Raw genomic sequence first — 22,134 nt, forward strand, 5'->3', positions numbered from 1 at the left:
CGCGCCAACCGCAGTTGAAAAGGTGGTATTCGCGTCGTCCGCTCGGCGTCCGGTGTTCGCTTATAAGCGGTCCTGCAGATCGAACTCGTCGTTGGTGTCGTCGTTGGAGTCGCCGCCGTTCTGCTGGTCGTCCGGGGCGGAGTCCAGCCCCTCTGCGAGTCCTAAGCCGAGGTTGTAGGTGTCCCGGACGGTGCCCGCGAGGACGCCGTCGCGCTCGAACACGACGTAGACGGCGACGAACTCGTAGTCGGCCGGGCGGAGCACGAACACCTCGCGCTCGGCGTCGTCGTCGCGTCGCTGGTTGACGCGGGCGACGAGCGGCTCGATGGGGATCGTCCCCGCCTTCATCTCCGCGAAGGTGTCGCGCCCGGGGGCGTCCGCGAACAGGTAGAGCGCACCGTTCGGGTCGCCGTCCTGCGACCGGGTGGTCGTCGCGGTCATCGCCTCGCCGGCAGCGCGGGCGTCCTGCCATCCCTCGACCGCGGCCTCGAAGATCCCCTCCACGTTGTCCGCGAACCGGAAGCGGGTCTCACGAACGACCTCGACCGACTCGAATCGGGCGTCGCCGTCGTCCCACGCCAGCGTCGTCTCCACGACGTTTCCGGGGTCGAGTTTGGCGACCGCATCGCCGAGCGCGTCGCCGTAGGCGGTCGCGTCCACGTACAGCGGGTCGTACGCCTCGGCCGCGTCCGGGTCGGCCGGCGCGACGGGCTCGTCGTGATGTTCGACGAGGACGAACTCCTCGTCGGCGCCGTCGCGCCGATCCCCGTCGTCGGGTCCCGCGGCGGCGGGTCGTTCGCGCCGGTCGTGGACGCGAAACCGGCCGGTCGTGGTTGGGTGCATGCACCACCCTTGACAGCGCCGGCGGATAAGCGGAACGGCAGCGGTCGCCGTTCGCGCCGCGCTTCACACGCTGTGGCACGTTCCGGGCGCTCCCGAATCCCCGCCCGCGCACGCGAATCCGTGGCGTTATGGGCCGCGGTGTCCAACCCCCGCTAAATGGGGATCCTCGAGAACAAGGCGAACGCACAGACGTTCTACAAGTACCTCTCGACGGTGTACGACCGGATCAACTGGTTCAACTGGAACGAGGAGATGCGGGCGGAGGCGCTCTCCTGGCTGGAGTTCGGCGAGGACGACCGCGTGCTCGACGTGGGCTGCGGCACCGGCTTCGGCACCGAGGGCCTCCTCCAGCACGCCGACGACGTCCACGGCCTCGACCAGTCGGCCCACCAGATGGCGAAGGCGTTCGAGAAGTTCGGCAAACACGACCGGGTGAACTTCTACCGTGGCGACGCCGAGCGGCTCCCCTTCGCGGACGACACCTTCGACGTGGTGTGGTCGTCGGGCTCCATCGAGTACTGGCCCAACCCCGTCGACGGACTTGCTGAGATGCGCCGCGTCGCCAAACCCGGCGGCCAGGTGCTCGTCGTCGGCCCTGACTACCCCAACAACCGCGTGCTCCAGCGGATGGCGGACGCCATCATGCTGTTTTACGACGAGGAGGAGGGCGACCGGCTGTTCCGCGAGGCCGGCTACGAGGAGTTCGAACATCACATTCAGCAGGCCACTCGGGTCAGCCCGCGCGCGATCACCACCGTCGCGCAGGTTTCCGAGGAGTAGTTCGCGCTTCGGATCCCCCTTCGACTTTTTACCCTTCCGTCTCCGCCCGCGCCGCCAGTGTTGCCACTGTCCCGTCTCGAACCGTCAGCCGGAGCTCGACCTCGTCGCCCCCGCTGAGGGCGGGATCGTTCGACCCGGCGATCTGGAACGACGCCGACTCGCCGGCGGTTAGCGTCTCGGTGTCGCTCGCGGCGTTGAACGCCCCCGTGGGTCCGGGTCGGAAGCCGGTCGCGGAGAAGAACGGCACCGGCGGCTGGTGGGCCAGCGGCTCGCCGTTCACGGTCACGTGCACGTCGAGCGTTCCAACGGGAACAGGGTCGCCCGCTCGGTGGGTCACCGTCACCCGCTCGCCGTCGACATCGAGCGACAGCGAGGCGGTGGGTGGCGGTTCCGTCGGTCCCACGGCTGACAGCGTCCCCGCGGCAATGCTGCCGGCGAGCACGACCGTTAGCGCGATGAGCAACACCGCACCCACCGGTGCGAGTGCTCGCGTGTGGTCGTCCCCGGCTGACGGCGCCGTCGGTGTCACGGAGGCTCTGGGTCGGAATCGTTCAAAAGGTGTCGGGTGGTCGGTCGCGGTAGCGGGGGGACGAGGGTGGTCCGGTGGACCGGAGCGGCCCGGTGGACCAGAGTGGCCCGGTGGACCAGAGTGGCCCGGTGGACCAGAGTGGCCCGGTGGGCGAGGGTCCCTAGTGGGTCACTCCGCGGGTCGCTCGTCCGCGACACGGGGCGTCTCCGTGGGCTCCAACCCGTCGAGGATGGCGACGCGCGGCTCGTCGAGGACGTTGATCCGGTAGCTCTCGGTGGGCGAGAGCGTCCAGACGACGCCGTCGTCGTCGGTCGACCCGATCGCCTCGCTGTCGCCGCCGGCGACGCTCATGGTGACGGTGACGCCCGAGACGGGGTCGCCGTCCTCGTCGTCGAGGACGGTCACCCGGACGGGTCCGCCGGGGTAGCTCCGGTCGACGGTCGCGTTGAACCCGTCCTCGACGGTGCTGGTAGATTCGTGGTCCGGGAACGTCTCGAGGTCCATCCGCTGGTTCTCGACGAACACCTGGTCGGTGCCGCCGCCGACGAACGTGCGAAGCTCGCCGTACTCGTGGCTGATCGTGATCCGCTGGATGGCGCCGGCGCCGAACGCGTCGGGCTCGCGCAGCGACGCGGTCTCGGGGTACGCCTCCGCCGTGGCGTTGATCGCGTCCTCGCTGGAGATCGAGCCGCCGCCGCGGTCCCACCGGTCCGTGCGGAACGCCTCACGAACGTACTCCCCGCCCGTGATCGTCGCGAGCGTGACCGTCCCTTGCGTGGACTCGACGTGCACCTTTGTCGCGTCGATCTCTCCGCGCACGCTAGCGAGTGCGCGGTCACGAACCGGTCCCTCGTACACCTGCAGTTGGACCCGGAGTTCGTTGAGCCGCCCCGGAGCGCTGAACCCGTCGGTCTCGTCGGCAAGCTCGTCGAGCACCTCCAGCCGCTCGTTGTACTCGCGCGCGGTCGCGCTCACCGTCATCAGCTCGACGAGGAGCTCGCGGTCGGAGAGCTCGCCGGCGGAGTGGGCGGTAATGGCCGCGGTCTGCTGGCCGTTGAGGCTCACTTCGTCCTGTTCGATGGTGTTCACTGCCGCGAGGATCCGGCGCTGGCGCTCCTCGTTGGTCTCCGCCGACTCGATCTCTCGAACCACGGCGGCCGTCTCGAGCGCGGCGTTCGCCTTGTCCACCTCGCTTTCAAGTGCCGTCCCGACGTTGGCGCCGTGCTCGTCGACGTTCACGTGGGGTTCGGCATCCGGCGGCGTGGTCAACACGCGTAACGTCAGATTCTCCTCGCCGACCTGTGCGGGTTCGACCTGCGTGGCGCCGCCGTTTTCGACGACGGAGTCGTTCTCCGCCGGGTCCTCCACGAGCGACTCGATGGCGGGTGACTCAGCCTCGGAATCGGCCGCAGGGACCGCCGCGCCGGCGGCCGGCGCGATGAGCATGAGGCACGCGACGAACAGCGGGAGGGCTCTCATCACTTCACCTACAATCCCCGAACACAAAAAATCCTCCTCAACGTGTCGCGCACCGGCGGACGCCGCCGGGCGCGACTGCGGCGAAGCGGAGGCTGGCGGTCGTTTCGTGAAAAACGAGGGATGGAAAGGGTTTTGCCGGGGGCGCGAGTTCACCCACAGTATGCGGTATCCCGTGTCGAGCGTCCTCCTCGCTGCCCTCCTCGCCCTCGTCGTCGTGGCCGGGAGCGGCGGCGTCGGCGCGCTCGCCGGGACCGGTGGCGCCGTCGACGGAGCGGCGGTTGACGGAATGACGGTCGACGGAGTGGCGGTCGACGATGCGTCAGTCGAGCCGACGGGGGTCGAACCCACGGCAACCACGGAGATGCGACCGACTCTCGTCGGTCAATTTGATCCGGATCCGAGGACGGAGATCACCGTCCATCCGGACCCTGACGGAGACGCCGACTGGGTGGTTAGCGTCCAGTACCGATTCACCGACGCAAACGAGACGGCCGTCTTCGAGGAGGTCGGAGACCGGTTCCGTGCGGGTGAGATCGGCCCCTCGGCTACGCTGTTCGAGAACTTCGCCGCGAGCGCCAGCCGGAACATCGATCGAGAGATGACGGTCGAGGACCCTGACCGGGAGGTGTTCGTCCACGACGACCCGGGCGCAGTCGGCGTGGAGGACGACGACGTGGTCGCGGTCGGTGAACTCCGCCTCACATTCACCTGGACGGCGTTTTTGGAGGCGGACGGCGAGAACCTCGTGCTCGGCGACGCGCTCACCACGGCGAATAACGGCACTTGGGTCCGGACGCTGGAGGACGGCCAGTCGATCGAGGTGCAGACGCCGGAGGGCTACTCCATCGACGGGACACCCGGTGCGAGCTTCGACGACGTCAGTGACAATTCCGTGATAATCGAAGGCCCCCGGATGTTCGAGGATGACGATCGGGTCATCGCCATCTACTCGCCGTCGCCGGGGCCGCCGTGGACGCTGCTCGCCGGGGCCATCGTCGTCGCCGCGCTCCTGATCGCCGCCGGACTGCTCGGCTACCGGCGGTTCGGCGAGGGCGGGGGCGCCGACGGGGACGACGCGGCGGTCGGCGCCGCTTCGGAGTCCGAATCCGCCGAGGTGGCCGGCGCGGGAGCCACGGCCGGCGGTCCGGCCGACGGACCGGGCGCCGCTGCGGCTGACGACGCGGGCGAGCCCGAGGAAGACCTCTCGCTCCTCTCCGACGAGGAGCGCGTCGAGCGCCTGCTGGAGAATGAGGGTGGCCGGATGCGACAGGCCGACGTCGTCACGGAGACCGGCTGGTCGGACGCGAAGGTGTCCCAGCTGCTCTCGGCGATGGCCGACGAGGGCCGAATCGAGAAGCTCCGGCTCGGCCGCGAGAATCTCATCTCGCTGCCCGACGACGGGACGGGGGACGATGCGGGCGATTCGGATGACGCCGAGAACGGCGGGGAGACGTTCGGCGCGGAGTGACGGCCGAGCCGCCCTCGGGTCCGCATTCTTGGACACGTTCCGAAAACCCTTACTCCAGAGCGGCGAACCGTCGATCATGAAGGTTCTCGTAACCGTCAAGGAGGTCGCCGAGGTCGCCGACGACTTCGCGATCGAGGGAACCGAGGTCGCCGCGGGCGACCTCGAGTACGACCTGAACGAGTGGGACGACTACGGCGTCGAGGCGGGCGTCCAGCTCGCGGAGGCCGGCGTCGCCGACGAGGTCGTTGGCGTCACCATCGGTCCCGAGCGCTCCGAGGAGACGATCCGGATGGCGCTCGCCAAGGGGCTCGACCGCTCCGTGCGCGTCTGGGACGACGCCTTCGAGGGCCAGTTTGCCGACGTGGAGTCGAAAGTCGACGTCCTCTCGGCGGTCGTCGAGGAAGAACAGCCCGACCTCGTGATCACGGGCGTACAGGCGTCCGACGACGCCTTCGGCGCCACGGGCGTCGCGCTCGCCGAGCGGATCGGCTTCGAGCACGCCGCGGTCGTCAACGACCTCGAGCTCGCGGACGCCGAGGGACCTGCGAACGTCCACCGCGAGCTGGAGGGCGGCGTCGAGGAGCTGACGGAGGTCGACCTCCCCGCGGTGCTCACCGTCCAGACCGGGCTCAACGAGCCGCGGTACGCGAGCCTCCGGGGTATTCGACAGGCCCAGCGCAAGGAGATCGCCGTCAAGGATCTGGCGGATCTCGGGCTTAGCGCGGACGACGTCGAAAGCACGCTGACGCTCACGTCCATGTACGAGCCGGAAAGCGAGTCCGACGCGGAGCTGATCGAGGGTGACGCCGGCGAGCAGGCGGCGCGTCTTGCCGAGGTTCTGCGCGAGAAGGGGGTGGGCGCATAATGAGCGACGTGCTCGTCGTCGCGGACCACCGCCGCGGTGAACTTCGTGATGTCTCCTACGAGCTGCTCACTGCCGGCCGGGAGCTGGCAGACGCGCTCGGCGGCGACCTCCACGCCGCCGTCATCTCCGGCGACGTCGAGCGGTTCGCGGACGAACTCAACCGCTCGGGCGTCGACCACTGCTACGCCCTTGCGGACGGCGAGGAGTTCGACCACAACGTCTACCAGGCGGGTGTCGAGCGCCTGCTCGCACACACGGGCGCCGATGCGGTCGTAATGCCCAACTCCGTTAACGGCCTCGACTACGCGCCGGCGGTCGCCGAGAGCCACGACCTCCCGCTCGTGACGGACGCGATCGACATCGCGTACGACGACGGGCTGGTCGTCACCCGCGAGATGTACGGCTCGAAGGTCGAGACCACTGTCGCCGTTGAGGGAGACCGCTTCGCGCTCACGATCCGTGAGGGCGAGTGGCCCGCCGCGGACGGCACCGGCGACGCCGAGGTCGAGACGCTCGAGTTCGAGCCGCCCGAGTCCGGCGCCCGCGTGAAAGGCTTCGAGGAGGTCGGCGGCGGCGACGTCGACATCAGCGAGGCCGAGGTGCTCGTCTCCGTCGGCCGCGGCATCGAGGAGGAGGAGAACCTCGAACTCGTCGAGACCCTCGCCGACGCGCTCGGCGCTACACTCTCCTCGTCGCGACCCATCGTCGACAACGGCTGGCTGCCCAAGAACCGGCAGGTCGGCCAGTCCGGAAAGGTCGTCACCCCGGAGGTGTACATCGCCGTCGGCATCTCCGGCGCCGTCCAGCACGTCGCCGGCATGAAGGGCGCCGAGACGATCGTCGCGATCAACACCGACCCCAACGCGCCGATCTTCGACATCGCCGACTACGGCATCGTCGGCGACCTCTTCGACGTGGTTCCCGAGCTGATCGAGGAGTTCCAGTAGGCGGGCCGCGTCGCGCTCGCCGCCGAGCGCGACCTACTCGGAACCGACTACGCTCGGCGTCGCGGCGTCCCGTTCTCGGACCGTTTATCACCCCACCGACCCCTTTGAGTGACCATGAGCGAGGGCGAGGAGACGACGGCGGCGACCGCCACCGGGCGCGAGATCTGGATCGAGAAATATCGACCGCAGACGCTCGACGACATCCACGGACAGGAAGGGATCGTCGAGCGCCTCCAGAGCTACATCGAGCAGGACGACATCCCCCACCTCCTCTTCGCCGGGCCAGCCGGCGTCGGGAAAACCTCCGCGTCAACGGCTATAGCCCGCGAAGTCTACGGAGAAGAGAATTGGCGAGGGAACTTCCTCGAACTCAACGCCTCCGACCAGCGGGGGATCGATGTCGTGCGCGACCGGATCAAGAGCTTCGCGCGCGCCTCCTTCGGCGGCGATTTCCGGATCATCTTCCTCGACGAGGCCGACTCGCTTTGTGTTCCGCCGGGAACGGAGGTCGTCACCGGCTACCCGTCGTCGCCCGAAGTAAAACCGATCGAGGAGGTGAGCGAGGAGGGTGAGCCGATCCCCTCCGTCGACTTCGAGACCAACGAGATCCAGTCCGACTCGGGCAAGCTCGTGGACTCCGGCGTCGCGGACTTCTTCGAGGTCGAACTGATGGACGGCAGAGAGATCGTTGCGAGCCCAACACACCCGTTCTTTGTCGTCGACGAGACCGGCCGTCTCGTCGAAAAGGAGCTCCGGGAGCTCTCATCTGGTGACGAGATCGCGGACTTCAAAGACGACATCGGCGTGTCGGAGTGCGACGTTTGTGGCGACTGGACCGCGGGCCGTTTCTGTTCGCTCGACTGCAAGAACGAGGGTCACAGTCAGGAGATGCAGGGTGAGGGGAACCCGATGCACGGAACGGAGTGGTCGGACGAACGTCGAGAGAAGATCGTCGAAACCCTCTCGGACGGTCGGTTTGCCGGCGAGAACAATCCGAATTATGGAGGAGAGTTCCACGGTGTCAACGTCTGGGAGATGGACGACGAAACCGTCGAGCGCGTTCGTGAGACTATCAGCGAGATGCGGTCCGGAACGTCGTGGGAGGAGTGGGTCGTTGACGCCGACCCCGAAGCGGTGAAAGAGCGTATCGGCGATGCCACCGTCCAGTGGTGGGAGAGTCTTGACGAGGACGAGCGGCAGGAGGTCATCGACAAGAGCGTCGAAAACTGTGACTATCCGGTCTGTGACATCAGCGGTGATAACAATCCGATGCGCGACCCCGAGGTGGCTCAGAAAGTCTCTGAGGCACTGATGGGTCACGAACCAACGGGAGGCAACATCAGACATAGCGAAGAACTTGGACACCTCGTCCGTTCCGACTGGGAGTACGAGGTGGCAAAGGCGCTCCAAGGGGCAGACATCGAGTACGAATACGAGCCATCGTTTGAGCTGTCGGACTCGGTGTTCCATCCGGACTTCCTGGTCGGTGACACCGTTATCGAGGTGAAGGGTGTCGCCAAGCTGTGGGGACAGACGGAGAAGGTCGAGGAATTCCTCGAAACGTACGGTGACGAATACACGTTCGTCGTCGTTGGTGACGGCGAACTTCCGCATCACGAACACTACACGCGGGAGGAGTTCGATCCGGCGATCGTCGCAGACGGCGGGCTACAGGCAGTCGAGACCGCCGAAATCCGTCGCATCGACTACAGTCACCGCGGAAAGGCGTACAACATCACCATGGAGGACACGCCGAACTTCATGCTCGCGAACGGGGTGCTCACGCACAACACCGACGACGCCCAGTCAGCACTCCGCCGCACGATGGAGCAGTTCTCGGACAACACGCGCTTCATTCTCTCGTGTAACTACTCGTCGAAGATCATCGACCCCATCCAGTCGCGCTGTGCCGTCTTCCGCTTCTCGCCGCTGTCGGACGAGGCGGTCGCCGGCCAGGTGCGCGAGATCGCCAAAGCGGAGGGGATCGAGGTGACCGACGAGGGCGTCGACGCGCTGGTGTACGCCGCGAACGGCGACATGCGTCGGGCGATCAACTCCCTGCAGGCGGCGGCGACGACCGGGGAGGTCGTCGACGAGGAGGCGGTGTACGCGATCACGGCGACGGCGCGACCGGAGGAGATCGAGTCGATGGTGTCGGATGCGCTCGCCGGCGACTTCTCGAAGGGACGGGCGACGCTGGACCGGCTGTTGACGGAGACGGGAATGGCCGGCGGCGACGTGATCGACCAGCTTCACCGCTCCGTCTGGGAGTTCGACCTCACGGAACGGGAGGCGGTGCGGCTGATGGAACGGATCGGCGAGGCGGACTACCGGATCAGCGAGGGGGCCAACGAGCAGGTGCAGCTGGAGTCGCTGCTCGCCGCGCTCGCGTTGGAGGAGTAGGGGCCGTTTCGCCCGCGACGGGCTGACAGCAGTCGGCACTTTTCAGTAGGCGGGTCACGAAGTCTCGCTATGCTCACCGTCGTCTCCGACACCCACAGCACCGACGGCCACCGTCTGCGGGGGCGGACGCTGGCGGCCGTTCGCGAGGCCGAACTCGTGATTCACGCCGGCGACTTCTACCGCGAGCCGGTGCTCGACGCCTTTTATCAGGAGGCCGAGCACCTCAGAGCCGTGTACGGCAACAACGCCGACAGCGCGCTCCGTGAGCGGCTCCCCGAGACGCGAATCGTGGAGCACGCCGGCGTGCGCTTTCTCGTCACGCACCGACATCGGTCGGGCGATACCGGGCTCGTGATGCTCGCCCGCGAGCGCGGTGCCGACGCGGTGATCTGCGGGCACACCCACGCACCGCGATTCGACGACGAGCCGCCGGTGCCGATCCTGAACCCGGGAAGTCACGCGCAGCCCCGCGGGACCCGTCCGGCTCACGCCGAACTGGAGTCGGCGGCCGGCGGGCTCGACGGGCGGCTGGTGACGCCTGACGGGGAGGTGTTCCGGGAGTTCCGGATCGAGGCGTGAAAAACGTCACAGCCGGGTCCCGAGCGGATGGAGGGCCGAAACGGGGGGCGCGTTCCCACGTTGACGCGACGGTTGCTTATAGATGGCTTAGACACAAACCGCCGTTTTAGTCTCTCGTCCCGGCCGCGATGGACGCCGTTCTGGCCGTGTGCTCCTCGGCCCTCAACGCCCGCCGGCGTGTGCCGACCCATCGTGAGCGCGCCGGAGTGCCGAAACGCCTAACTCGCCGCCGCGGGAATCGGGGGTATGATCTCGGTCGACCCGCTCGTCGTGCTCATCCTCGTGGGCCTGCTGGGGTTCTTCTTCTTCGGCTTCCTGCTGGTCCGCCGGACGTTGATGGGACTGCGAGAGGGCTACGAGAAAGGGCAGCAGTAGATGGCGGTCGTCACCGTCCTCACCTTTCTGGTCGCCGCCGCCGCGAGTCTCTTCATGGCGTGGTCGATCGGCGCCGGCTCCTCGGGGTCGACGCCGTTCGCGCCCGCCGTCGGAGCCAACGCCATCTCCGTCATGCGGGCCGGCCTCATCGTCGGCGTGCTCGGCTTTCTCGGCGCCGTCCTTCAGGGCGCCAACGTCACCGAGGCGGTCGGCACCGAGCTGATCGGCGGGGTGACGCTCACGGCGGGCGCCGCCATCGTCGCGCTCATCACGGCGGCCGCGCTCGTCGCCATCGGCGTGTTCGCGGGCTACCCGATCGCCACCGCGTTCACCGTGACGGGGTCGGTGGTCGGCGTCGGGCTCGCGATGGGCGGCGACCCGGCGTGGGCGAAGTACGCGGAGATCCTCACGCTGTGGGTGCTCACGCCGTTCGTCGGCGGTGGCATCGCCTACGTCGTCGCCCGCGCGCTGATGGGCGAGCGGTTCCCCGAGCGACCGCTCACGGCGGTGCTCGGCGGGTTCGTCGGCGTGATCCTCGCCAACATCGGGTTTGCGATGCTCGGTCCCGACGGCGAGCAGGCGTCGGTCGCCGAGGCGCTCGGGGGCGGGCTCGGCCTCCCCGAGCCGGCGGGCGTCGCCGCGGTGACGCTCGCGTTCGCGACGCTCGTCGCGGTCGGCGTCTACGTCGATGCCGGCCGGGATCGGGAGGGCGCCCAGCGCCGGTTCCTGCTCGCGATGGGCGGGCTGGTCGCGTTCTCCGCCGGCGGCTCGCAGGTCGGCCTCGCCATCGGCCCGCTCGTCCCCATCTTCGGCGAGGTGGGCATCCCGCTGTGGGCGCTGCTCGTCGGCGGCGGCGTCGGGCTCCTGATCGGGTCGTGGACCGGGGCCCCGCGGATGATCAAGGCCATCTCGCAGGATTACGCCTCGATGGGACCGCGTCGTTCCATCGCGGCGCTCATCCCCTCCTTCGCCATCGCCCAGACCGCGGTCGCGTTCGGGATCCCCGTCTCCTTTAACGAGATCATCGTCTCCGCCATCGTCGGGGCGGGCTACGCCGCCGGCGACGCCGGTGTGAGCCGGGCGAAGATGGGGTACACCGTCCTCGCGTGGGTCGCGTCGCTCGTCGGCTCGTTCGTGTTGGGGTTCGGGATCTACTCCGCGGTCGGCCTCGTCCTGTAGCGGGAGTCGACGGCCTCGTCCGGTAGCCCGCCGCGGCGCCGGTCGACGGCCCCGTCGGGTCGGGCTACTCGGCGCCGTCCGCCTCGGCTGCTTCCTCGGTGCCCTCCTCGCCCTCGGCCTCGCCGGCGGACTCCAGCACCGTCACGCGCGCCTTCATGATACGGGTGTTGTCGACGCGCTCGATGCGGATGCGCACGCCGTCGAACTCGATCTCCTCGCCCTCCTCGACGAGCCGGCCGGCGCGGTTGAACACGAAGCCGGCGAGCGTCTCGAACTCCTCGCCCTCCGGGAGGTCGATGCCGAGCATCTCGTTCACCTCGTCGATGTTCACCTCGCCTTTCACCATGGCGACGTTCTCCTCGACGAACTCGATCGGCTCCGGCTCGTCGCCCTCCAGGATGTCGCCGACGATCTCCTCGACCATGTCCTCCAGCGTGATGATCCCCTCGGTGGTGCCGAACTCGTCGATGACGATCACCATCTGGAGGCGGTTGTCCTGCATCTCCTCCAACAGCTCGTCGGCGTTCTTCGACTCGGGGACGTGGAGCGTCGGTTTGACGACGCGCTCCAGCGACGGCTCGCCCTCGGAGTAGCGAAGCTCGCGGACGAGGTCGCGGACGGTGACGACCCCGACGATGTTGTCGAGGTTGCCGTCGTACACCGGGACGCGCTCGTGGTCGGCCTGGATACACTTCTGGATCGCGTCCTCGACGGAGGACTGCTTGGCGACGGCGGTAACGTCGAGACGGGGGGTCATCACCTCCTTGGCGATGGTGTTGTTGAACCGGAAGATCCGGTCGAGCATCTCGCGTTCCTCCTCCTCGATGACGCCCTCGCGCTCGCCGGTCTCGATGATGTTCTGGATCTCCTCGCGGGTGACGTACGTCGACTCGATGGCGGCCCGGCCGCCGGTGAGCGTGTTGATCGCCCGCGTGAGGTGGTCGAACACGACGACCAACGGGAACAGCACCGTCTCGGAGAGCTTCAGGGGTTTGGCGATCCGCAGCGACCACGACTCCGTGTGCTCGACGGCGTACGACTTCGGTGCGGTCTCCGCGAACAGGAGCACGACGACCGTGATCCCGAACGTGGTGAGGAGGACGGTGAACAGCGCGCTGTCGACGTAGATGCCGATGAGCGCCGTCGCGATGGAGGTCATCGCGATGTTGACGAGGTTGTTGCCGACGAGGATCGTCACCAGCAGCCGGTGGGGGTTGTCCTTCAGCTCGCGGATCAGCGTCGCGCTTTTCACGCCCTCGTCGACGAGGCTGTCGACGCGGTGTTTCGGCAGGGAGAACATCGCGATCTCCGACGAGGAGAAGAACGCGGACATCCCGAGGAGCACGATGATCGCGAGGACCCCGAGAATCGTCACCGTGGTCTGGTCCAACACCGGTATCTGGAGCACCCCGGTCAACAGCGCGCTCAACGACAAGCCCATTCTCACTAAACGTGTGCGGGGCGACGGTTAAAGGGTTACCCTCCGTCTGCGCTCGGCGGGTCACCCTGCAAGCCGCTCCTCCGGTGTTCTCCCCCGTCACGACCGCCGGCGCCGACACGATTACGGCGCAGGCGACACAACGTGGTGCCATGACCGACCCGTCGATCACCCTGTATCGGCTGCAGGCGTGTCCGTACTGTGAGCGCGTCGTGCGCGTGCTCGATCGACTCGGGCTCGACTACCGCTCCCGGTACGTCGAGCCGATGCACTCCGAGCGCAACGTCGTCAAGCGCGTCTCCGGCACGCGAAGCGTCCCCGCCATCGTCGACGAGGCGACGGGTGTGACGATGTCCGAGAGCGCCAACATCGTTGCGTACCTCGAACGGACCTACGGCGACGCCGGGGCCGAGGAGGATGCCGACGACGCCGCGAGCGCGGCGGGGGGCGTCTGATGCCGGAGTTCCCGGTCGTCGAACTCCCCGACACGCACCACCCGGTCGAAGGCGAGACGGCGCCGGAGTTCACCCGGCCGCTCGTGAACGACGAGTTCTGGGAGGACCGGGCGCTCGCCGATGTCGTCGACGGGCCGACGCTCCTGCTGTCCCACCCGATGGACGGCGCGTTCCAGACGACGTACCTGTACGACGAGGTCGACGACCGCGGCTGGGCCGACGACGTGGAGGTGCTCGGCCTTTCCGTCTCCTCGCCGTACGAGCACAAGTCGCTGCTCGCGGAGCGTGCCGACGGCGTCCGGATCTTCTCGGACCCCGGCGGCGACGTGCTCGAAGCGTACGGCGTCTCCCACGACATCGACGGCATGACCGGAATCACGGAGGCGCGTCCGGCCGTGTTCCTGCTCGACGGCGACCGCACCGTCGAGTACGCCTGGGTCGCGAGCGAACATCCCGAGTTCCCGGAGTACGACGCCGTCGACGAGGCGATCGCGTCGCTGGTCGAGTAGGTGCTCGGACCGCCGTCGGCACGCTTTTTCGCGTCGGGAGCGAACCACCGGCCGTGACTGCGGATCCAGACGACCGACCCTCGGAATCGTCCCGCGAGCAACTCCGGCGAGCCGCCGCCGCGGTGGCCGCCGGCGACCTGGTGGTGTACCCCACTGAAACCGTCTACGGGCTCGGCGCGGACGCGCTCGATCCCGACGCCGTCGCCCGCGTCTTCGAGTTGAAAGGCCGCGACCGGGACGAGCCCCTCTCGCTCGGCGTCGAAAGCGCGGACGCCGCGCTCCGGTACACCCAGCCGAGCGACACGGCGATCGCGTTCATGCGCGCGTTTCTCCCCGGTCCCGTGACGGTCGTCGTCGAGCGCGCACCCGTGGTTCCGGACGTGCTCACCGCCGGCAGCGACCGGGTCGGTATTCGGGTTCCCGATCACCCGATCGCGCTGGCACTGCTCGAAGAAACCGGACCGCTCACCGCCACGAGCGCCAATGTCTCCGGCATCGGAAGCGTCACTCGCCCCGACCAGCTCAGCGACCGGATTCGGGAGGGAGTCGCTGTCGTCGTCGACGGCGGCGAGACGGATGGCGCCGAGAGCACCGTCGTCGATCCCGAACGAGGGGTCATCCACCGTCGCGGCGCGATGGCCGGGGCCATCGAGGCGTGGCTGGACGATCCGCCGGTCTGATCCGGGACTGCAGCGGTGGAACTGTCTCCTGCGATGATCCGCTGCCTGCGCTCACCCACCCGCTTTCGACGCCTATTCCCGACCTCACCTCCAGCATCGACCATGCTCAGATACGTGACGACGAACCCCGGGAAGGTCCGGGAGGCGGAGAGCTACCTCCGGGAGGGGAGCGTGGAGCAGCTCGACTTCGACTACACCGAGATCCAGGCCGCCGAGCTCGGCCCGATCGCCGCCCGCGGCGCCCGCGAGGCGTACCGGCACGCCGTCAAGCCCGTGCTCGTCGACGACGCCGGCCTGTTCATCGAGGAGCTCGACGGTTTCCCGGGCCCGTACTCCTCCTACGTCGAGGACACCCTCGGCGTGGAGGCGGTGTGGGACCTGGCGAGCGACCTCGAAAACCGCCGTGCCGCCTTCCGCTGTACGCTCGCGTACTGCGACGGCGAGGAGTTCGCCGCCTCGCCGGACCCCGTCGACCGGGAGGAGCGCGTCGCCGCTGCGGCCGCCGGTCCTGACGGCGACGCCGGCGACGCAACCGACGCGGAGCCGCTTCCCGTCAAGCTGTTCGAGGGGTACGTCCCCGGTCGGATGGTCGCGCCCCGCGGCGACGGCGGCTTCGGCTACGACCCGATCTTCGAGCACGGCGAGGAGACGTTCGCGGAGATGGACACCGAGCGGAAGAACGCCGTCTCCCACCGCGGCCGCGCGCTGGAGAAGTTCGCGGAGTGGTACGCCGACCGCTCACGGGACGAGACGTAAATGGCCGAACGAGGCTCCGACACCACGTTCGGCGTGCTCACGAGCGACCCGAGCGCCGTCGACCGCATCGCCCCCGACCTCGCGTACGTCTTCGCGGACGAGGTCTCCGGCGACAGCCGCGACCCGGGCCCCGACGCGGTCGCTTCCGTCGCCTGTTGGGGTGACACCGGTCTCGTCGAGCGCGACCCCGACAGGGCGGCGGTCGACGCCGACGGGATACCCGCGACACCCGACCATGACCGACTTCAGTGGGGTGTCGTCTGCCCGACCGACGAGGCGTATCGTGGCGGGCTCCTCGACCGGATCGCCGAACTGGGGTCGGCTGATGCCGAGACGACAGCCGGGGACGTTCGGCTCACGACGGTGGGCTTTCCCGGCGCGTCGTTCTGTCACTGTGACCGCTGTGACCGCCGGTTCGCGGCAAGTGACCACGAGGACCGGAACGCGTGGCGGGTCGAAACGCTCACCGAGTTCGTCGCCGACGCCGCCGACCGCGTGGACGGTGACCTCTCGGTGACGCTCTATCCGGACCCCTATCCCGGGAACCTCCAGGAGCGTACCGGACTCGAACCGGAGGCGCTCGCGCCGCACGTCGACGGGTTCCACGTCCCGCTCTGTGGGCCGGGCTACGAGACGATCTACTGGGTGGAGTCGCTCGCCCGCGGTTTCGCCGGACGAACCGCAAAACTGGACGCCGAGCTCACGATCCAGCTCTCGGCGGCCGACACGAGCGAGGATCGCCTCGTCGAGGTCGCGGAGCTGGCCGCCGCACACGCCGACCACGTCGTCTTCGGCACCTATCCGGCGGACGAAACCCGCATTGGACGCGTTCTCGACCGGCTTCGGGAACGACCCGACGCATCCCCCTCTTGAGCGTCAGGTACACCCTTATCAGGGATGACGGAACGATCCCTCGGCGTGCCCTCTCGAATCACCCCGGAGCGGGCAGCGGTCGCGTGACACGTCGCTCCGGGTTCCGCCCGTGTCGCCTGTTCGCTATTGCCCCCGTCCCACGACGCGGGTCAGTTCCGCGGGTCGCGGTCCGGGCCGGGATACTCCCCGCCGACCACTTCGGGGTGGAGTCGCGCCGGCGAGAACACCGCCGCGAACGCCCGCGGTTCCCGGACGCTCACCGCGAACCGGCCGCGGAGCCCGGCGCCCGCCGCCGGTCCCGTGAGCGACGGGTCCAGACTCACAACCTGCATCGCGCCGCCGTGGTAGGCGGACGCCAGCGCCGGATGGTCGCCGGCTACGTGCGTCACCGGCTCGCGCCACCGTTCCATCCGTGTCCGCCAGCCGCCGGCAAGCTCGGCGTCGGAGAGCATCGTGATCACTGCCTCGGCGTCGTTGAGTAGGGCGTCGCTCGCCACCAGCGTCGTCCACGAGTGGCGGCGCAGCCGGTCGAGCGCTTCCCGCGGGGTTCCGCCGACCAGCAAGTCCGCCGCGAGAACGTCGGCGTCCGCGACCACGCGTGCGGGGCTCGGCTCCGGTCGCCCGTCGACATCAGCCGATCCGCGTCCGGCATCCTCACCCGATCCGAGCTCGTCATCCTCCACAGTCTCCCGGTCGGCAGCCGTCTCGCCGTCCTCGCGCTCCGACTCTCGGCGATCCGCCAGTGCGGTGCGCACGGCGTCGACATCGGTCTCGACGGCACGAGCACGCTTGAACAGCGACGCGAAGGTCGTCATCGTCGGGTCAACGACCGCCCACCACATCGACCTTGCGGCGCAGGACGGAGATGGCCGTTCCGACGACGAACGCGAGCCCGACGTTGGCAAGTACGCCGAGCAGCCCCACGACGATCGTGAGGAGGCGGTCGTCGCTCTTCATCGCGGTCGTAGCGAGCTCGTAGCCCACGAGCACGAGGAGGACGCCGAGCGCCGCCAGCGGAAACGCGAGCGCCACGCCGGCGACGGTCGCGAGCCCGAGGTAGCCGACGCCGAGCAGCACGTTCGCGCCGCCGGTTCTGGCGCCGAAGGCGTGCTTGCCGGCGAGCCCGCCGCTACCATGACACATCGGGAGGCCGCCCATCGGAAGCGCAGCGAGCGTCATCCCGCCCATGCTCTCGGCCAGTCGGTCGGCCGACACGTCGCGGTCGAACAGGTCCGAACAGAGTAGTGCGGTCGCCACCGCTGCGTTGCCCACCGTCATCGCCAGCTGCGCGACCGTTGCCTCGACGGCGCCGAGCGAGAACACCGGCGTCCCGCTGGCGAACGCCGTCGCCTCCGGGAGCGTCGGCGTGGGCACGCCGGCGGCGTACACCGCGGCCAGTCCGCCGAGCCCGAGCACGACCAGCGCGCTGGCGTTTCCGTAGCCCGCCAGTGCGACGATCAGCACGACGCCGGTCGCGGCGGCCGCCACGCCGGGGGATCCGGCGGCCAGCTCCACGCCGGTGACCGCGAGCAGCAGCGCCACGGCGAGCTGGATCCCGCGCACGACGGGGAGGCCGACGATGCGCTCGATGGCGCCCACCGCGCCGAGCCGTCCGGCGAAGAGGAGTACGGCGCCGGCGAGCAGCCCGGCAGCCACCAGCTCGCCGAGCGAGATGGCGCCGGCGATCGCCAGCCCGGCGAGCGCCTTCATCGGCTCCACCGACAGCGGGATCCCGTACACCACGCCCCAGAGGATCTGAAACACGCCGAACGCGAGGAGCGTGTGCGCGAGCGAGAGCGGGGTCAACAGCGCCAGCGAGACGACTATCGGGAGCACCGTAATCGAATCTCCCAACGCCCCGGTTACCTCGCCGGCGTCGAATCTGATGCCGTCGATCGCGCCAAACCCGTCTCGAATTGCCACGAGAGACGAAATGAGGTGCGAGCGGATAGGCGTTTTCAGGAACCGAATGCGGGTTCGAGCTATCCTTTTCGGAACTGTCTGTGGTTACGGCGATGGTGCTCTTTCGAGCGGTTGTGAGTGTCCGGCGACCGCCCGCCGGCGTGCGCCGTCAGACACGCGACGGACGCCGAGCACACGTCTGACGCGGGTTTAAGTCGCTCCCGTCGGTCGATATGACCGGACGCGGGCGACCCGCGATACCCGACGCCGGCGGTCGCGTCCCACACCCGCGGTACCGGGACGGCGGCGCTCGCCGCCGTCGTGTCACGCGCATTCCCCTGTTCGGCATCGCGGCGATCCGCCGCGGTGCCGATTTCCCCATTTGGTGATTCGGTGAGCGGTGGCGTTCGGGGGAGAGTGATGGTTGGCGAGAACGGCATAGCTGGGGCTCGGTGAAGTAATGGTGCGAGAAACAAGCCTAGGCCGGGATTTGAACCCGGGGTCTCGTCCTTACCAAGGACGCGCTTTACCGCTAAGCTACCCAGGCGCGCGAATAGTCGTTGACCGGAGTTGACTTTAGGGGTTTCGATCCGGGACCGTTCCGTCACCGGATCGCACGGGGTTGTGCGAGCGACTTCCTCGCCTCACCGGTTCGCCGCGCTGGGTTGGGGCGTCGTCACCGATCCGCCGCGCTGACGGCGCGCTCCGAAATGTCCGCAATGCGGTCCGCGGCGGTTTCCGGGATCGCGCGGTTCGACGGCGGGAACTCGCCGTCGTAGTCCGTGGCGAGCTCGCGGGCGTACTCCAGCAGCTCGGCGGGTGGGTCGCCGCCGGCGGCGGTGGTACCGGCGACCACGGCGAGTTCGAGGGCGTCGACCTCCAGGTTGCGGTCGAACGCGGCGGCCGCGTCGGGGTCGGTGCCCTCGCGGTCACGGAGTGTCTGGTCGCGGCCGAACGCGCGCACGACCTCGACGGCGGCCGCTGCCGCGTCGGTGTGTGCGAGCAGCGAGAACCCGCGGGAGACGAGCACGTCGGCCGCGAGTACGTCCATGTCGGCCGCGATGTCGGCGTCCGCGGCTGCGGCGGTCGTCCACGGCTCCTCGTGGGCGAGTCGCCGGGTGAGTCGGAGCCCCTCGTAAATCAGCTGTACGCCGGCGGCACGCTCGCGGGCGGCTTCGTCGTCCGAGTCGGCGTCGTGGTCGGGATCGAGTGCCCTGGTCGTCACCAGTACGAGAACGCCGGGCGTCACTGCCGCGTCGAGGAGCTGATCGTCGATGGTCACGCGCAGGCGCTCGGGCTCCACGTCGTCGAGCGCCTCGCGTGCGGCCTCCCGCGCCCGCGCGGCATCGTCCATTACCGTTTAATTGCGCCGGGAAGGGCAAAGACCTTTGGAAACGACCGCCTGCCTCCGGCATGATCCGCACTCGCGGGGACGGCGATGTCCGCGTCGTCACCCTCGACCGTCCCGACCGCCGGAACGCGATTCGTCCCCGGGATCTGACCGCGCTGGAGGCGGCTGTTCGGGAGGCCACAGAACCTGTCGTCTACCTCCGGGGTGCCGGGGAGGCGTTCTGTGCGGGCGCCGACCTCGATACGGTGGCCGCGCTCTCGGACCCCGCAGCGTTCGCCCGTCACGGCCAGCGGGTGGCCCGGACCATCGAGGAGTCGGAGTCGGTCGTGGTTGCGGGGGTCGATGGCGCGGCCCGCGGCGGTGGCGTCGAGCTGGCGCTCGCGGCCGACGTGCGCGTGGCGACGCCGGACGCGACGTTCGCGGAGCCGGGCGTCCGATTCGGGCTGTTCGGCGCGTGGGGCGGGACGGTGCGGTTCCCCCGCGTGATGGGCGAGGGGGAGGCGCTCGACTTCGCGCTCTCGGGGCGGGTGCTCGACGCCGACGCCGCGCTCCGGACGGGGCTGGTGTCGCGGGTCGTCGCGAATCCCCGGGCGGTGGCCGACGAGATCGCCGGCGGAAAGGCGGACGCACTCCGCGTCGTGAAGCGGCGCCTGCGGGACCGGGGCGAGGCGGGCGCGGCGGAGGACGCGGCTCGCGAGGCCGCGGAGGCCGAGGCGTTCGCGGAGCTCCATCGGGCACATGCGGAGGCCGTGGGCGGCTCGCGGGAGTGAGGGTGGGGACGGTTCGCGGGTGCGAGGGAGGCGGAGGTCGCTTAGAGCTCGTACGTCTCGCCGTCGGCGGCCAGGGGCTCCTCGAACGCCTCGTCGGCGGGGTAGAAGTGCGCGAGATGGACCAGCCGCGTTCGTTTCGCGTCGAGGTCGTCGGCGAGCGCGAGCGCTCCCTCGCGGGTCATGTGCTTCGTGCCGAAGGTCCGGGGGACGCCGTCGGGCCCCTCGTGGCGGCCGCCGATGGGGTGGCGCTCGCAGACCGAGGCGGGGACGATGGCGTCGGCCAACAGGAGGTCGGGGTCGGCCATCGCCTCGCGGGATTCTCGGGGAATGTCGTAGCTGCTGTCGCCCGATAGCGATAGCTTCGCGCCGGTTTCCGGGTCCTCGATGACGACGCCGTAACAGAGGAGGGGCGGGTGGTCGACGGGGACGAACCGGACCTCGAACCCGCAGGTCTCGAACCGCTTCATCGGCGGCCGGGCGTGGACGCCGATCCGGTCTTCGAGGTAGTCGTACTTCCTGCGGACGGTCTCAGCGACGCTCTCGTCGGTCGCGGGGTCCGTCTCGTTGGGCGCGTGGACGGTCAGCCCGTCGAACACCCGGTAGGCGTTGCCGAGCCCGTCGAGGTGGTCGAAGTGGATGTGGGTGACGAGCCCGGCGTCGGGGAGGGGAACGTCGTTGTCGAGAAACTGCTGGCGGAAGTCGGGGCTGAAGTCGACAAGCAGCGATTCGCCGGTCCGTTCGTTCTCGACGTGGACCGAGAAGCGCGATCGGGAGACGCCGCGCTCGCGGGCGGCGGCACACGTCTCACAGTCGCAGCCGACCGTCGGCGTCCCCGTCGTGTCGCCGGTTCCGAGGAGGGTGACCCGCATTCGAGTTCCCCTCGTGGCTCCACGCTCTTAGCGTCCGGGGTCGGGGCAGCCGTTATTTCGCGGTTTCGTCGCCGGCCTCGGTTCCACTCTCGTCGAGTTCGATCGCGGCAGGGACGTTCCCCTCGATGTCCTTCGATTCGGCTTCGACGTAGATGCGGTTCGCGTCGGGCACGGTCTCGCGGACTGCGGCCTCGACGGCGTCGACGGCGGCCTCCACCCCTCGGGTGTCGAGTTCGGGGTCGAACGCCACCTCGCAGGCGACGAGGACGGACTCCGGCCCGAGGTGCATGGTGCGGAGGTCGACGACGCGCTCGACGCCGGCAACGTCGCCGATGGCGTCGAGCAGCGCCTCGCGCTGGGATCGGGTGACGCCCTCGCCCACCATCAGGCTCCGGTTCTCCCATGCGAGCCCGAGCGCGAACGTCATCAGGAGGAGGCCGATCCCCGCGCTGGCGGCGGCGTCGTACACCGTGTTGCCGGTCACGTCCGTCAGGTAGATGCCCCCGATCGCGAGGAGGACGCCGATGACAGCGACGAGGTTCTCCGTTGCGGCGGTGATGAGCGGGCCGTCCTTCGACCGCCGGAACGCGCCGTACAGCGTGCCGAACCCCTCGCGTTTCGCCTCCTCGTCGACCGCCTGATAGGACTTGTAGAAGGCGTACAGTTCGAAGACGAGCGCGACGCCGAGCACGGCGTAGTTGATCCGCACGTCGACGGCCTGGTGGACGGCGCCGAGCGCGGCGTACCCCTCGCGCACGGAGGCGAATCCCGCGACGCCGAACAGGAGGACGGTGACGACGAACGCGAAGAAGTACTGCTCTTTTCCCCGCCCGAACGGGTGTTTCCGGCTTGCGCCCGCTTCGCTCAGCCGAAAGCCGAGCAGGAGCAACACCTGGTTGCCCACGTCGGACAGCGAGTAGTACACCTGACTCAACATCGCGGCGTTACCCGTCGCGAGGTAGGCGACGAACTTCGCGACCGCGATGGCGGCGCTGGCGACCATCGAGACGTACACCACCAGCCGGGTGGAGACCATTGGCGTGAGGTACTCCCGGGACGTAGTAGGGTGTTCCGGCGGCCGGCC

At 69.0% G+C, this 22,134-nt stretch carries 22 protein-coding genes, 1 tRNA gene and 3 pseudogenes; 16 read left to right on the top strand and 10 right to left on the bottom strand.

What is annotated here, in order from left to right; all coding sequences use genetic code 11:
• Positions 1-60 precede the first annotated feature (60 nt).
• On the bottom strand, positions 61-843 hold the full coding sequence (locus ACYQ07_RS10195) for a DUF6663 family protein (protein ID WP_459880955.1): 783 nt from the start codon (positions 841-843) through the stop codon (positions 61-63).
• A 156-nt stretch (positions 844-999) separates the two neighbouring features.
• On the opposite strand from ACYQ07_RS10195, the gene ACYQ07_RS10200 reads away from it, so the two are divergent.
• Positions 1,000-1,623 carry a methyltransferase domain-containing protein gene (locus ACYQ07_RS10200; RefSeq protein ID WP_459880958.1) on the top strand — a complete coding sequence of 208 codons (624 nt, stop codon included), beginning with the start codon at positions 1,000-1,002 and terminating at the stop codon, positions 1,621-1,623.
• Positions 1,624-1,651: 28 nt separating this feature from the next.
• On the opposite strand, the gene ACYQ07_RS10205 is transcribed toward ACYQ07_RS10200, so the two are convergent.
• Both ACYQ07_RS10205 and ACYQ07_RS10210 read right to left on the bottom strand, forming a co-directional pair.
• Positions 1,652-2,152: a type IV pilin N-terminal domain-containing protein gene (locus ACYQ07_RS10205; RefSeq protein ID WP_459880961.1), complete on the bottom strand. Its 501-nt coding sequence runs from the start codon at positions 2,150-2,152 to the stop codon at positions 1,652-1,654.
• Positions 2,153-2,320: 168 nt separating this feature from the next.
• Positions 2,321-3,631: a DUF7094 domain-containing protein gene (locus tag ACYQ07_RS10210; RefSeq protein ID WP_459880964.1), complete on the bottom strand. Its 1,311-nt coding sequence runs from the start codon at positions 3,629-3,631 to the stop codon at positions 2,321-2,323.
• Between the two features lie 160 nt (positions 3,632-3,791).
• Here ACYQ07_RS10210 and ACYQ07_RS10215 point away from each other — a divergent pair, with 160 nt between their 5' ends.
• The 9 genes and pseudogenes from ACYQ07_RS10215 to ACYQ07_RS10255 all read left to right on the top strand — a co-directional run bounded on the left by ACYQ07_RS10215 (position 3,792) and on the right by ACYQ07_RS10255 (position 11,447).
• Positions 3,792-5,099, top strand: coding sequence for a helix-turn-helix transcriptional regulator (locus ACYQ07_RS10215; RefSeq protein ID WP_459880967.1), 1,308 nt, complete (start codon positions 3,792-3,794; stop codon positions 5,097-5,099).
• A 76-nt stretch (positions 5,100-5,175) separates the two neighbouring features.
• Positions 5,176-5,964 carry an electron transfer flavoprotein subunit beta/FixA family protein gene (locus tag ACYQ07_RS10220; RefSeq protein ID WP_459880969.1) on the top strand — a complete coding sequence of 263 codons (789 nt, stop codon included), beginning with the start codon at positions 5,176-5,178 and terminating at the stop codon, positions 5,962-5,964.
• Positions 5,964-6,911, top strand: coding sequence for an electron transfer flavoprotein subunit alpha/FixB family protein (locus ACYQ07_RS10225; RefSeq protein WP_459880973.1), 948 nt, complete (start codon positions 5,964-5,966; stop codon positions 6,909-6,911). Before ACYQ07_RS10220 ends, ACYQ07_RS10225 begins: the two co-directional genes overlap by 1 nt.
• A 114-nt stretch (positions 6,912-7,025) precedes the next feature.
• Positions 7,026-7,397, top strand: a pseudogene (locus ACYQ07_RS10230) (AAA family ATPase); the annotation flags it as partial.
• A 60-nt stretch (positions 7,398-7,457) separates the two neighbouring features.
• A pseudogene (locus ACYQ07_RS10235) lies at positions 7,458-8,699 on the top strand (replication factor C small subunit); the annotation flags it as partial.
• A gap of 3 nt (positions 8,700-8,702) precedes the next feature.
• A pseudogene (locus ACYQ07_RS10240) lies at positions 8,703-9,314 on the top strand (replication factor C small subunit); the annotation flags it as partial.
• Positions 9,315-9,383: 69 nt separating this feature from the next.
• Positions 9,384-9,893 carry a metallophosphoesterase gene (locus ACYQ07_RS10245; RefSeq protein ID WP_459880976.1) on the top strand — a complete coding sequence of 170 codons (510 nt, stop codon included), beginning with the start codon at positions 9,384-9,386 and terminating at the stop codon, positions 9,891-9,893.
• A gap of 246 nt (positions 9,894-10,139) precedes the next feature.
• Positions 10,140-10,268, top strand: coding sequence for a DUF7859 family protein (locus ACYQ07_RS10250; RefSeq protein ID WP_459880979.1), 129 nt, complete (start codon positions 10,140-10,142; stop codon positions 10,266-10,268).
• Complete coding sequence (locus ACYQ07_RS10255) at positions 10,269-11,447, top strand: inorganic phosphate transporter (RefSeq protein WP_459880982.1); 1,179 nt, start codon at positions 10,269-10,271, stop codon at positions 11,445-11,447. It begins immediately after the preceding gene.
• Positions 11,448-11,511: 64 nt separating this feature from the next.
• Here ACYQ07_RS10255 and ACYQ07_RS10260 read toward each other — a convergent pair whose 3' ends face one another.
• Positions 11,512-12,888 (bottom strand): hemolysin family protein, encoded by a 1,377-nt coding sequence (locus tag ACYQ07_RS10260; RefSeq protein WP_459880985.1) that lies wholly within the window; start codon positions 12,886-12,888, stop codon positions 11,512-11,514.
• 149 nt (positions 12,889-13,037) lie between these two features.
• On the opposite strand from ACYQ07_RS10260, the gene ACYQ07_RS10265 reads away from it, so the two are divergent.
• The 5 genes from ACYQ07_RS10265 (at position 13,038) to ACYQ07_RS10285 (ending at position 16,158) form a co-directional block, all read left to right on the top strand.
• On the top strand, positions 13,038-13,340 hold the full coding sequence (locus tag ACYQ07_RS10265; protein ID WP_459880988.1) for a glutaredoxin family protein: 303 nt from the start codon (positions 13,038-13,040) through the stop codon (positions 13,338-13,340).
• Positions 13,340-13,849, top strand: a complete 510-nt coding sequence (locus tag ACYQ07_RS10270) for a redoxin domain-containing protein (protein WP_459880991.1) — start codon at positions 13,340-13,342, stop codon at positions 13,847-13,849. Before ACYQ07_RS10265 ends, ACYQ07_RS10270 begins: the two co-directional genes overlap by 1 nt.
• Before the next feature lie 53 nt (positions 13,850-13,902).
• Positions 13,903-14,529 (top strand): L-threonylcarbamoyladenylate synthase, encoded by a 627-nt coding sequence (locus tag ACYQ07_RS10275; RefSeq protein WP_459880994.1) that lies wholly within the window; start codon positions 13,903-13,905, stop codon positions 14,527-14,529.
• A 102-nt stretch (positions 14,530-14,631) separates the two neighbouring features.
• Entirely contained in the window at positions 14,632-15,285 is a 654-nt protein-coding gene (locus tag ACYQ07_RS10280; RefSeq protein ID WP_459880996.1) for a non-canonical purine NTP pyrophosphatase, read from the top strand.
• A complete protein-coding gene (locus ACYQ07_RS10285) occupies positions 15,286-16,158 on the top strand; it encodes a hypothetical protein (protein WP_459880999.1) in 873 nt (290 codons plus the stop codon).
• Between the two features lie 149 nt (positions 16,159-16,307).
• Here ACYQ07_RS10285 and ACYQ07_RS10290 read toward each other — a convergent pair whose 3' ends face one another.
• From ACYQ07_RS10290 to ACYQ07_RS10305, 4 genes are all read right to left on the bottom strand, one after another.
• Positions 16,308-16,973, bottom strand: a complete 666-nt coding sequence (locus tag ACYQ07_RS10290; protein WP_459881002.1) for a DUF7384 family protein — start codon at positions 16,971-16,973, stop codon at positions 16,308-16,310.
• 7 nt (positions 16,974-16,980) lie between these two features.
• Complete coding sequence (locus ACYQ07_RS10295) at positions 16,981-18,081, bottom strand: putative sulfate/molybdate transporter (protein ID WP_459881005.1); 1,101 nt, start codon at positions 18,079-18,081, stop codon at positions 16,981-16,983.
• A gap of 454 nt (positions 18,082-18,535) precedes the next feature.
• Positions 18,536-18,607: transfer RNA gene (locus tag ACYQ07_RS10300), tRNA-Thr, on the bottom strand.
• A 129-nt stretch (positions 18,608-18,736) separates the two neighbouring features.
• Positions 18,737-19,414: a DUF7114 family protein gene (locus tag ACYQ07_RS10305; RefSeq protein WP_459881008.1), complete on the bottom strand. Its 678-nt coding sequence runs from the start codon at positions 19,412-19,414 to the stop codon at positions 18,737-18,739.
• A 59-nt stretch (positions 19,415-19,473) separates the two neighbouring features.
• On the opposite strand from ACYQ07_RS10305, the gene ACYQ07_RS10310 reads away from it, so the two are divergent.
• Complete coding sequence (locus tag ACYQ07_RS10310; protein ID WP_459881011.1) at positions 19,474-20,181, top strand: enoyl-CoA hydratase/isomerase family protein; 708 nt, start codon at positions 19,474-19,476, stop codon at positions 20,179-20,181.
• 41 nt (positions 20,182-20,222) lie between these two features.
• On the opposite strand, the gene ACYQ07_RS10315 is transcribed toward ACYQ07_RS10310, so the two are convergent.
• Both ACYQ07_RS10315 and ACYQ07_RS10320 read right to left on the bottom strand, forming a co-directional pair.
• Positions 20,223-21,050, bottom strand: a complete 828-nt coding sequence (locus ACYQ07_RS10315) for an MBL fold metallo-hydrolase (RefSeq protein ID WP_459881013.1) — start codon at positions 21,048-21,050, stop codon at positions 20,223-20,225.
• A gap of 52 nt (positions 21,051-21,102) precedes the next feature.
• Complete coding sequence (locus ACYQ07_RS10320; protein WP_459881016.1) at positions 21,103-22,086, bottom strand: cation diffusion facilitator family transporter; 984 nt, start codon at positions 22,084-22,086, stop codon at positions 21,103-21,105.
• Positions 22,087-22,134 lie beyond the last annotated feature (48 nt).

The organism is Halorubrum gandharaense (assembly GCF_054654575.1).

What these genes read in the sequence shown, in the direction of transcription:
- ACYQ07_RS10195 (WP_459880955.1), bottom strand. Translation starts at nt 843, where the DNA reads ATGCACCCAACCACGACCGGCCGGTTTCGCGTCCACGACCGGCGCGAA.
- ACYQ07_RS10200 (WP_459880958.1), top strand. Translation starts at nt 1,000, where the DNA reads ATGGGGATCCTCGAGAACAAGGCGAACGCACAGACGTTCTACAAGTAC.
- ACYQ07_RS10210 (WP_459880964.1), bottom strand. Translation starts at nt 3,631, where the DNA reads ATGAGAGCCCTCCCGCTGTTCGTCGCGTGCCTCATGCTCATCGCGCCG.
- ACYQ07_RS10215 (WP_459880967.1), top strand. Translation starts at nt 3,792, where the DNA reads ATGCGGTATCCCGTGTCGAGCGTCCTCCTCGCTGCCCTCCTCGCCCTC.
- ACYQ07_RS10220 (WP_459880969.1), top strand. Translation starts at nt 5,176, where the DNA reads ATGAAGGTTCTCGTAACCGTCAAGGAGGTCGCCGAGGTCGCCGACGAC.
- ACYQ07_RS10225 (WP_459880973.1), top strand. Translation starts at nt 5,964, where the DNA reads ATGAGCGACGTGCTCGTCGTCGCGGACCACCGCCGCGGTGAACTTCGT.
- ACYQ07_RS10245 (WP_459880976.1), top strand. Translation starts at nt 9,384, where the DNA reads ATGCTCACCGTCGTCTCCGACACCCACAGCACCGACGGCCACCGTCTG.
- ACYQ07_RS10250 (WP_459880979.1), top strand. Translation starts at nt 10,140, where the DNA reads ATGATCTCGGTCGACCCGCTCGTCGTGCTCATCCTCGTGGGCCTGCTG.
- ACYQ07_RS10255 (WP_459880982.1), top strand. Translation starts at nt 10,269, where the DNA reads ATGGCGGTCGTCACCGTCCTCACCTTTCTGGTCGCCGCCGCCGCGAGT.
- ACYQ07_RS10260 (WP_459880985.1), bottom strand. Translation starts at nt 12,888, where the DNA reads ATGGGCTTGTCGTTGAGCGCGCTGTTGACCGGGGTGCTCCAGATACCG.
- ACYQ07_RS10265 (WP_459880988.1), top strand. Translation starts at nt 13,038, where the DNA reads ATGACCGACCCGTCGATCACCCTGTATCGGCTGCAGGCGTGTCCGTAC.
- ACYQ07_RS10270 (WP_459880991.1), top strand. Translation starts at nt 13,340, where the DNA reads ATGCCGGAGTTCCCGGTCGTCGAACTCCCCGACACGCACCACCCGGTC.
- ACYQ07_RS10280 (WP_459880996.1), top strand. Translation starts at nt 14,632, where the DNA reads ATGCTCAGATACGTGACGACGAACCCCGGGAAGGTCCGGGAGGCGGAG.
- ACYQ07_RS10285 (WP_459880999.1), top strand. Translation starts at nt 15,286, where the DNA reads ATGGCCGAACGAGGCTCCGACACCACGTTCGGCGTGCTCACGAGCGAC.
- ACYQ07_RS10290 (WP_459881002.1), bottom strand. Translation starts at nt 16,973, where the DNA reads ATGACGACCTTCGCGTCGCTGTTCAAGCGTGCTCGTGCCGTCGAGACC.
- ACYQ07_RS10305 (WP_459881008.1), bottom strand. Translation starts at nt 19,414, where the DNA reads ATGGACGATGCCGCGCGGGCGCGGGAGGCCGCACGCGAGGCGCTCGAC.
- ACYQ07_RS10310 (WP_459881011.1), top strand. Translation starts at nt 19,474, where the DNA reads ATGATCCGCACTCGCGGGGACGGCGATGTCCGCGTCGTCACCCTCGAC.
- ACYQ07_RS10315 (WP_459881013.1), bottom strand. Translation starts at nt 21,050, where the DNA reads ATGCGGGTCACCCTCCTCGGAACCGGCGACACGACGGGGACGCCGACG.
- ACYQ07_RS10320 (WP_459881016.1), bottom strand. Translation starts at nt 22,086, where the DNA reads ATGGTCTCCACCCGGCTGGTGGTGTACGTCTCGATGGTCGCCAGCGCC.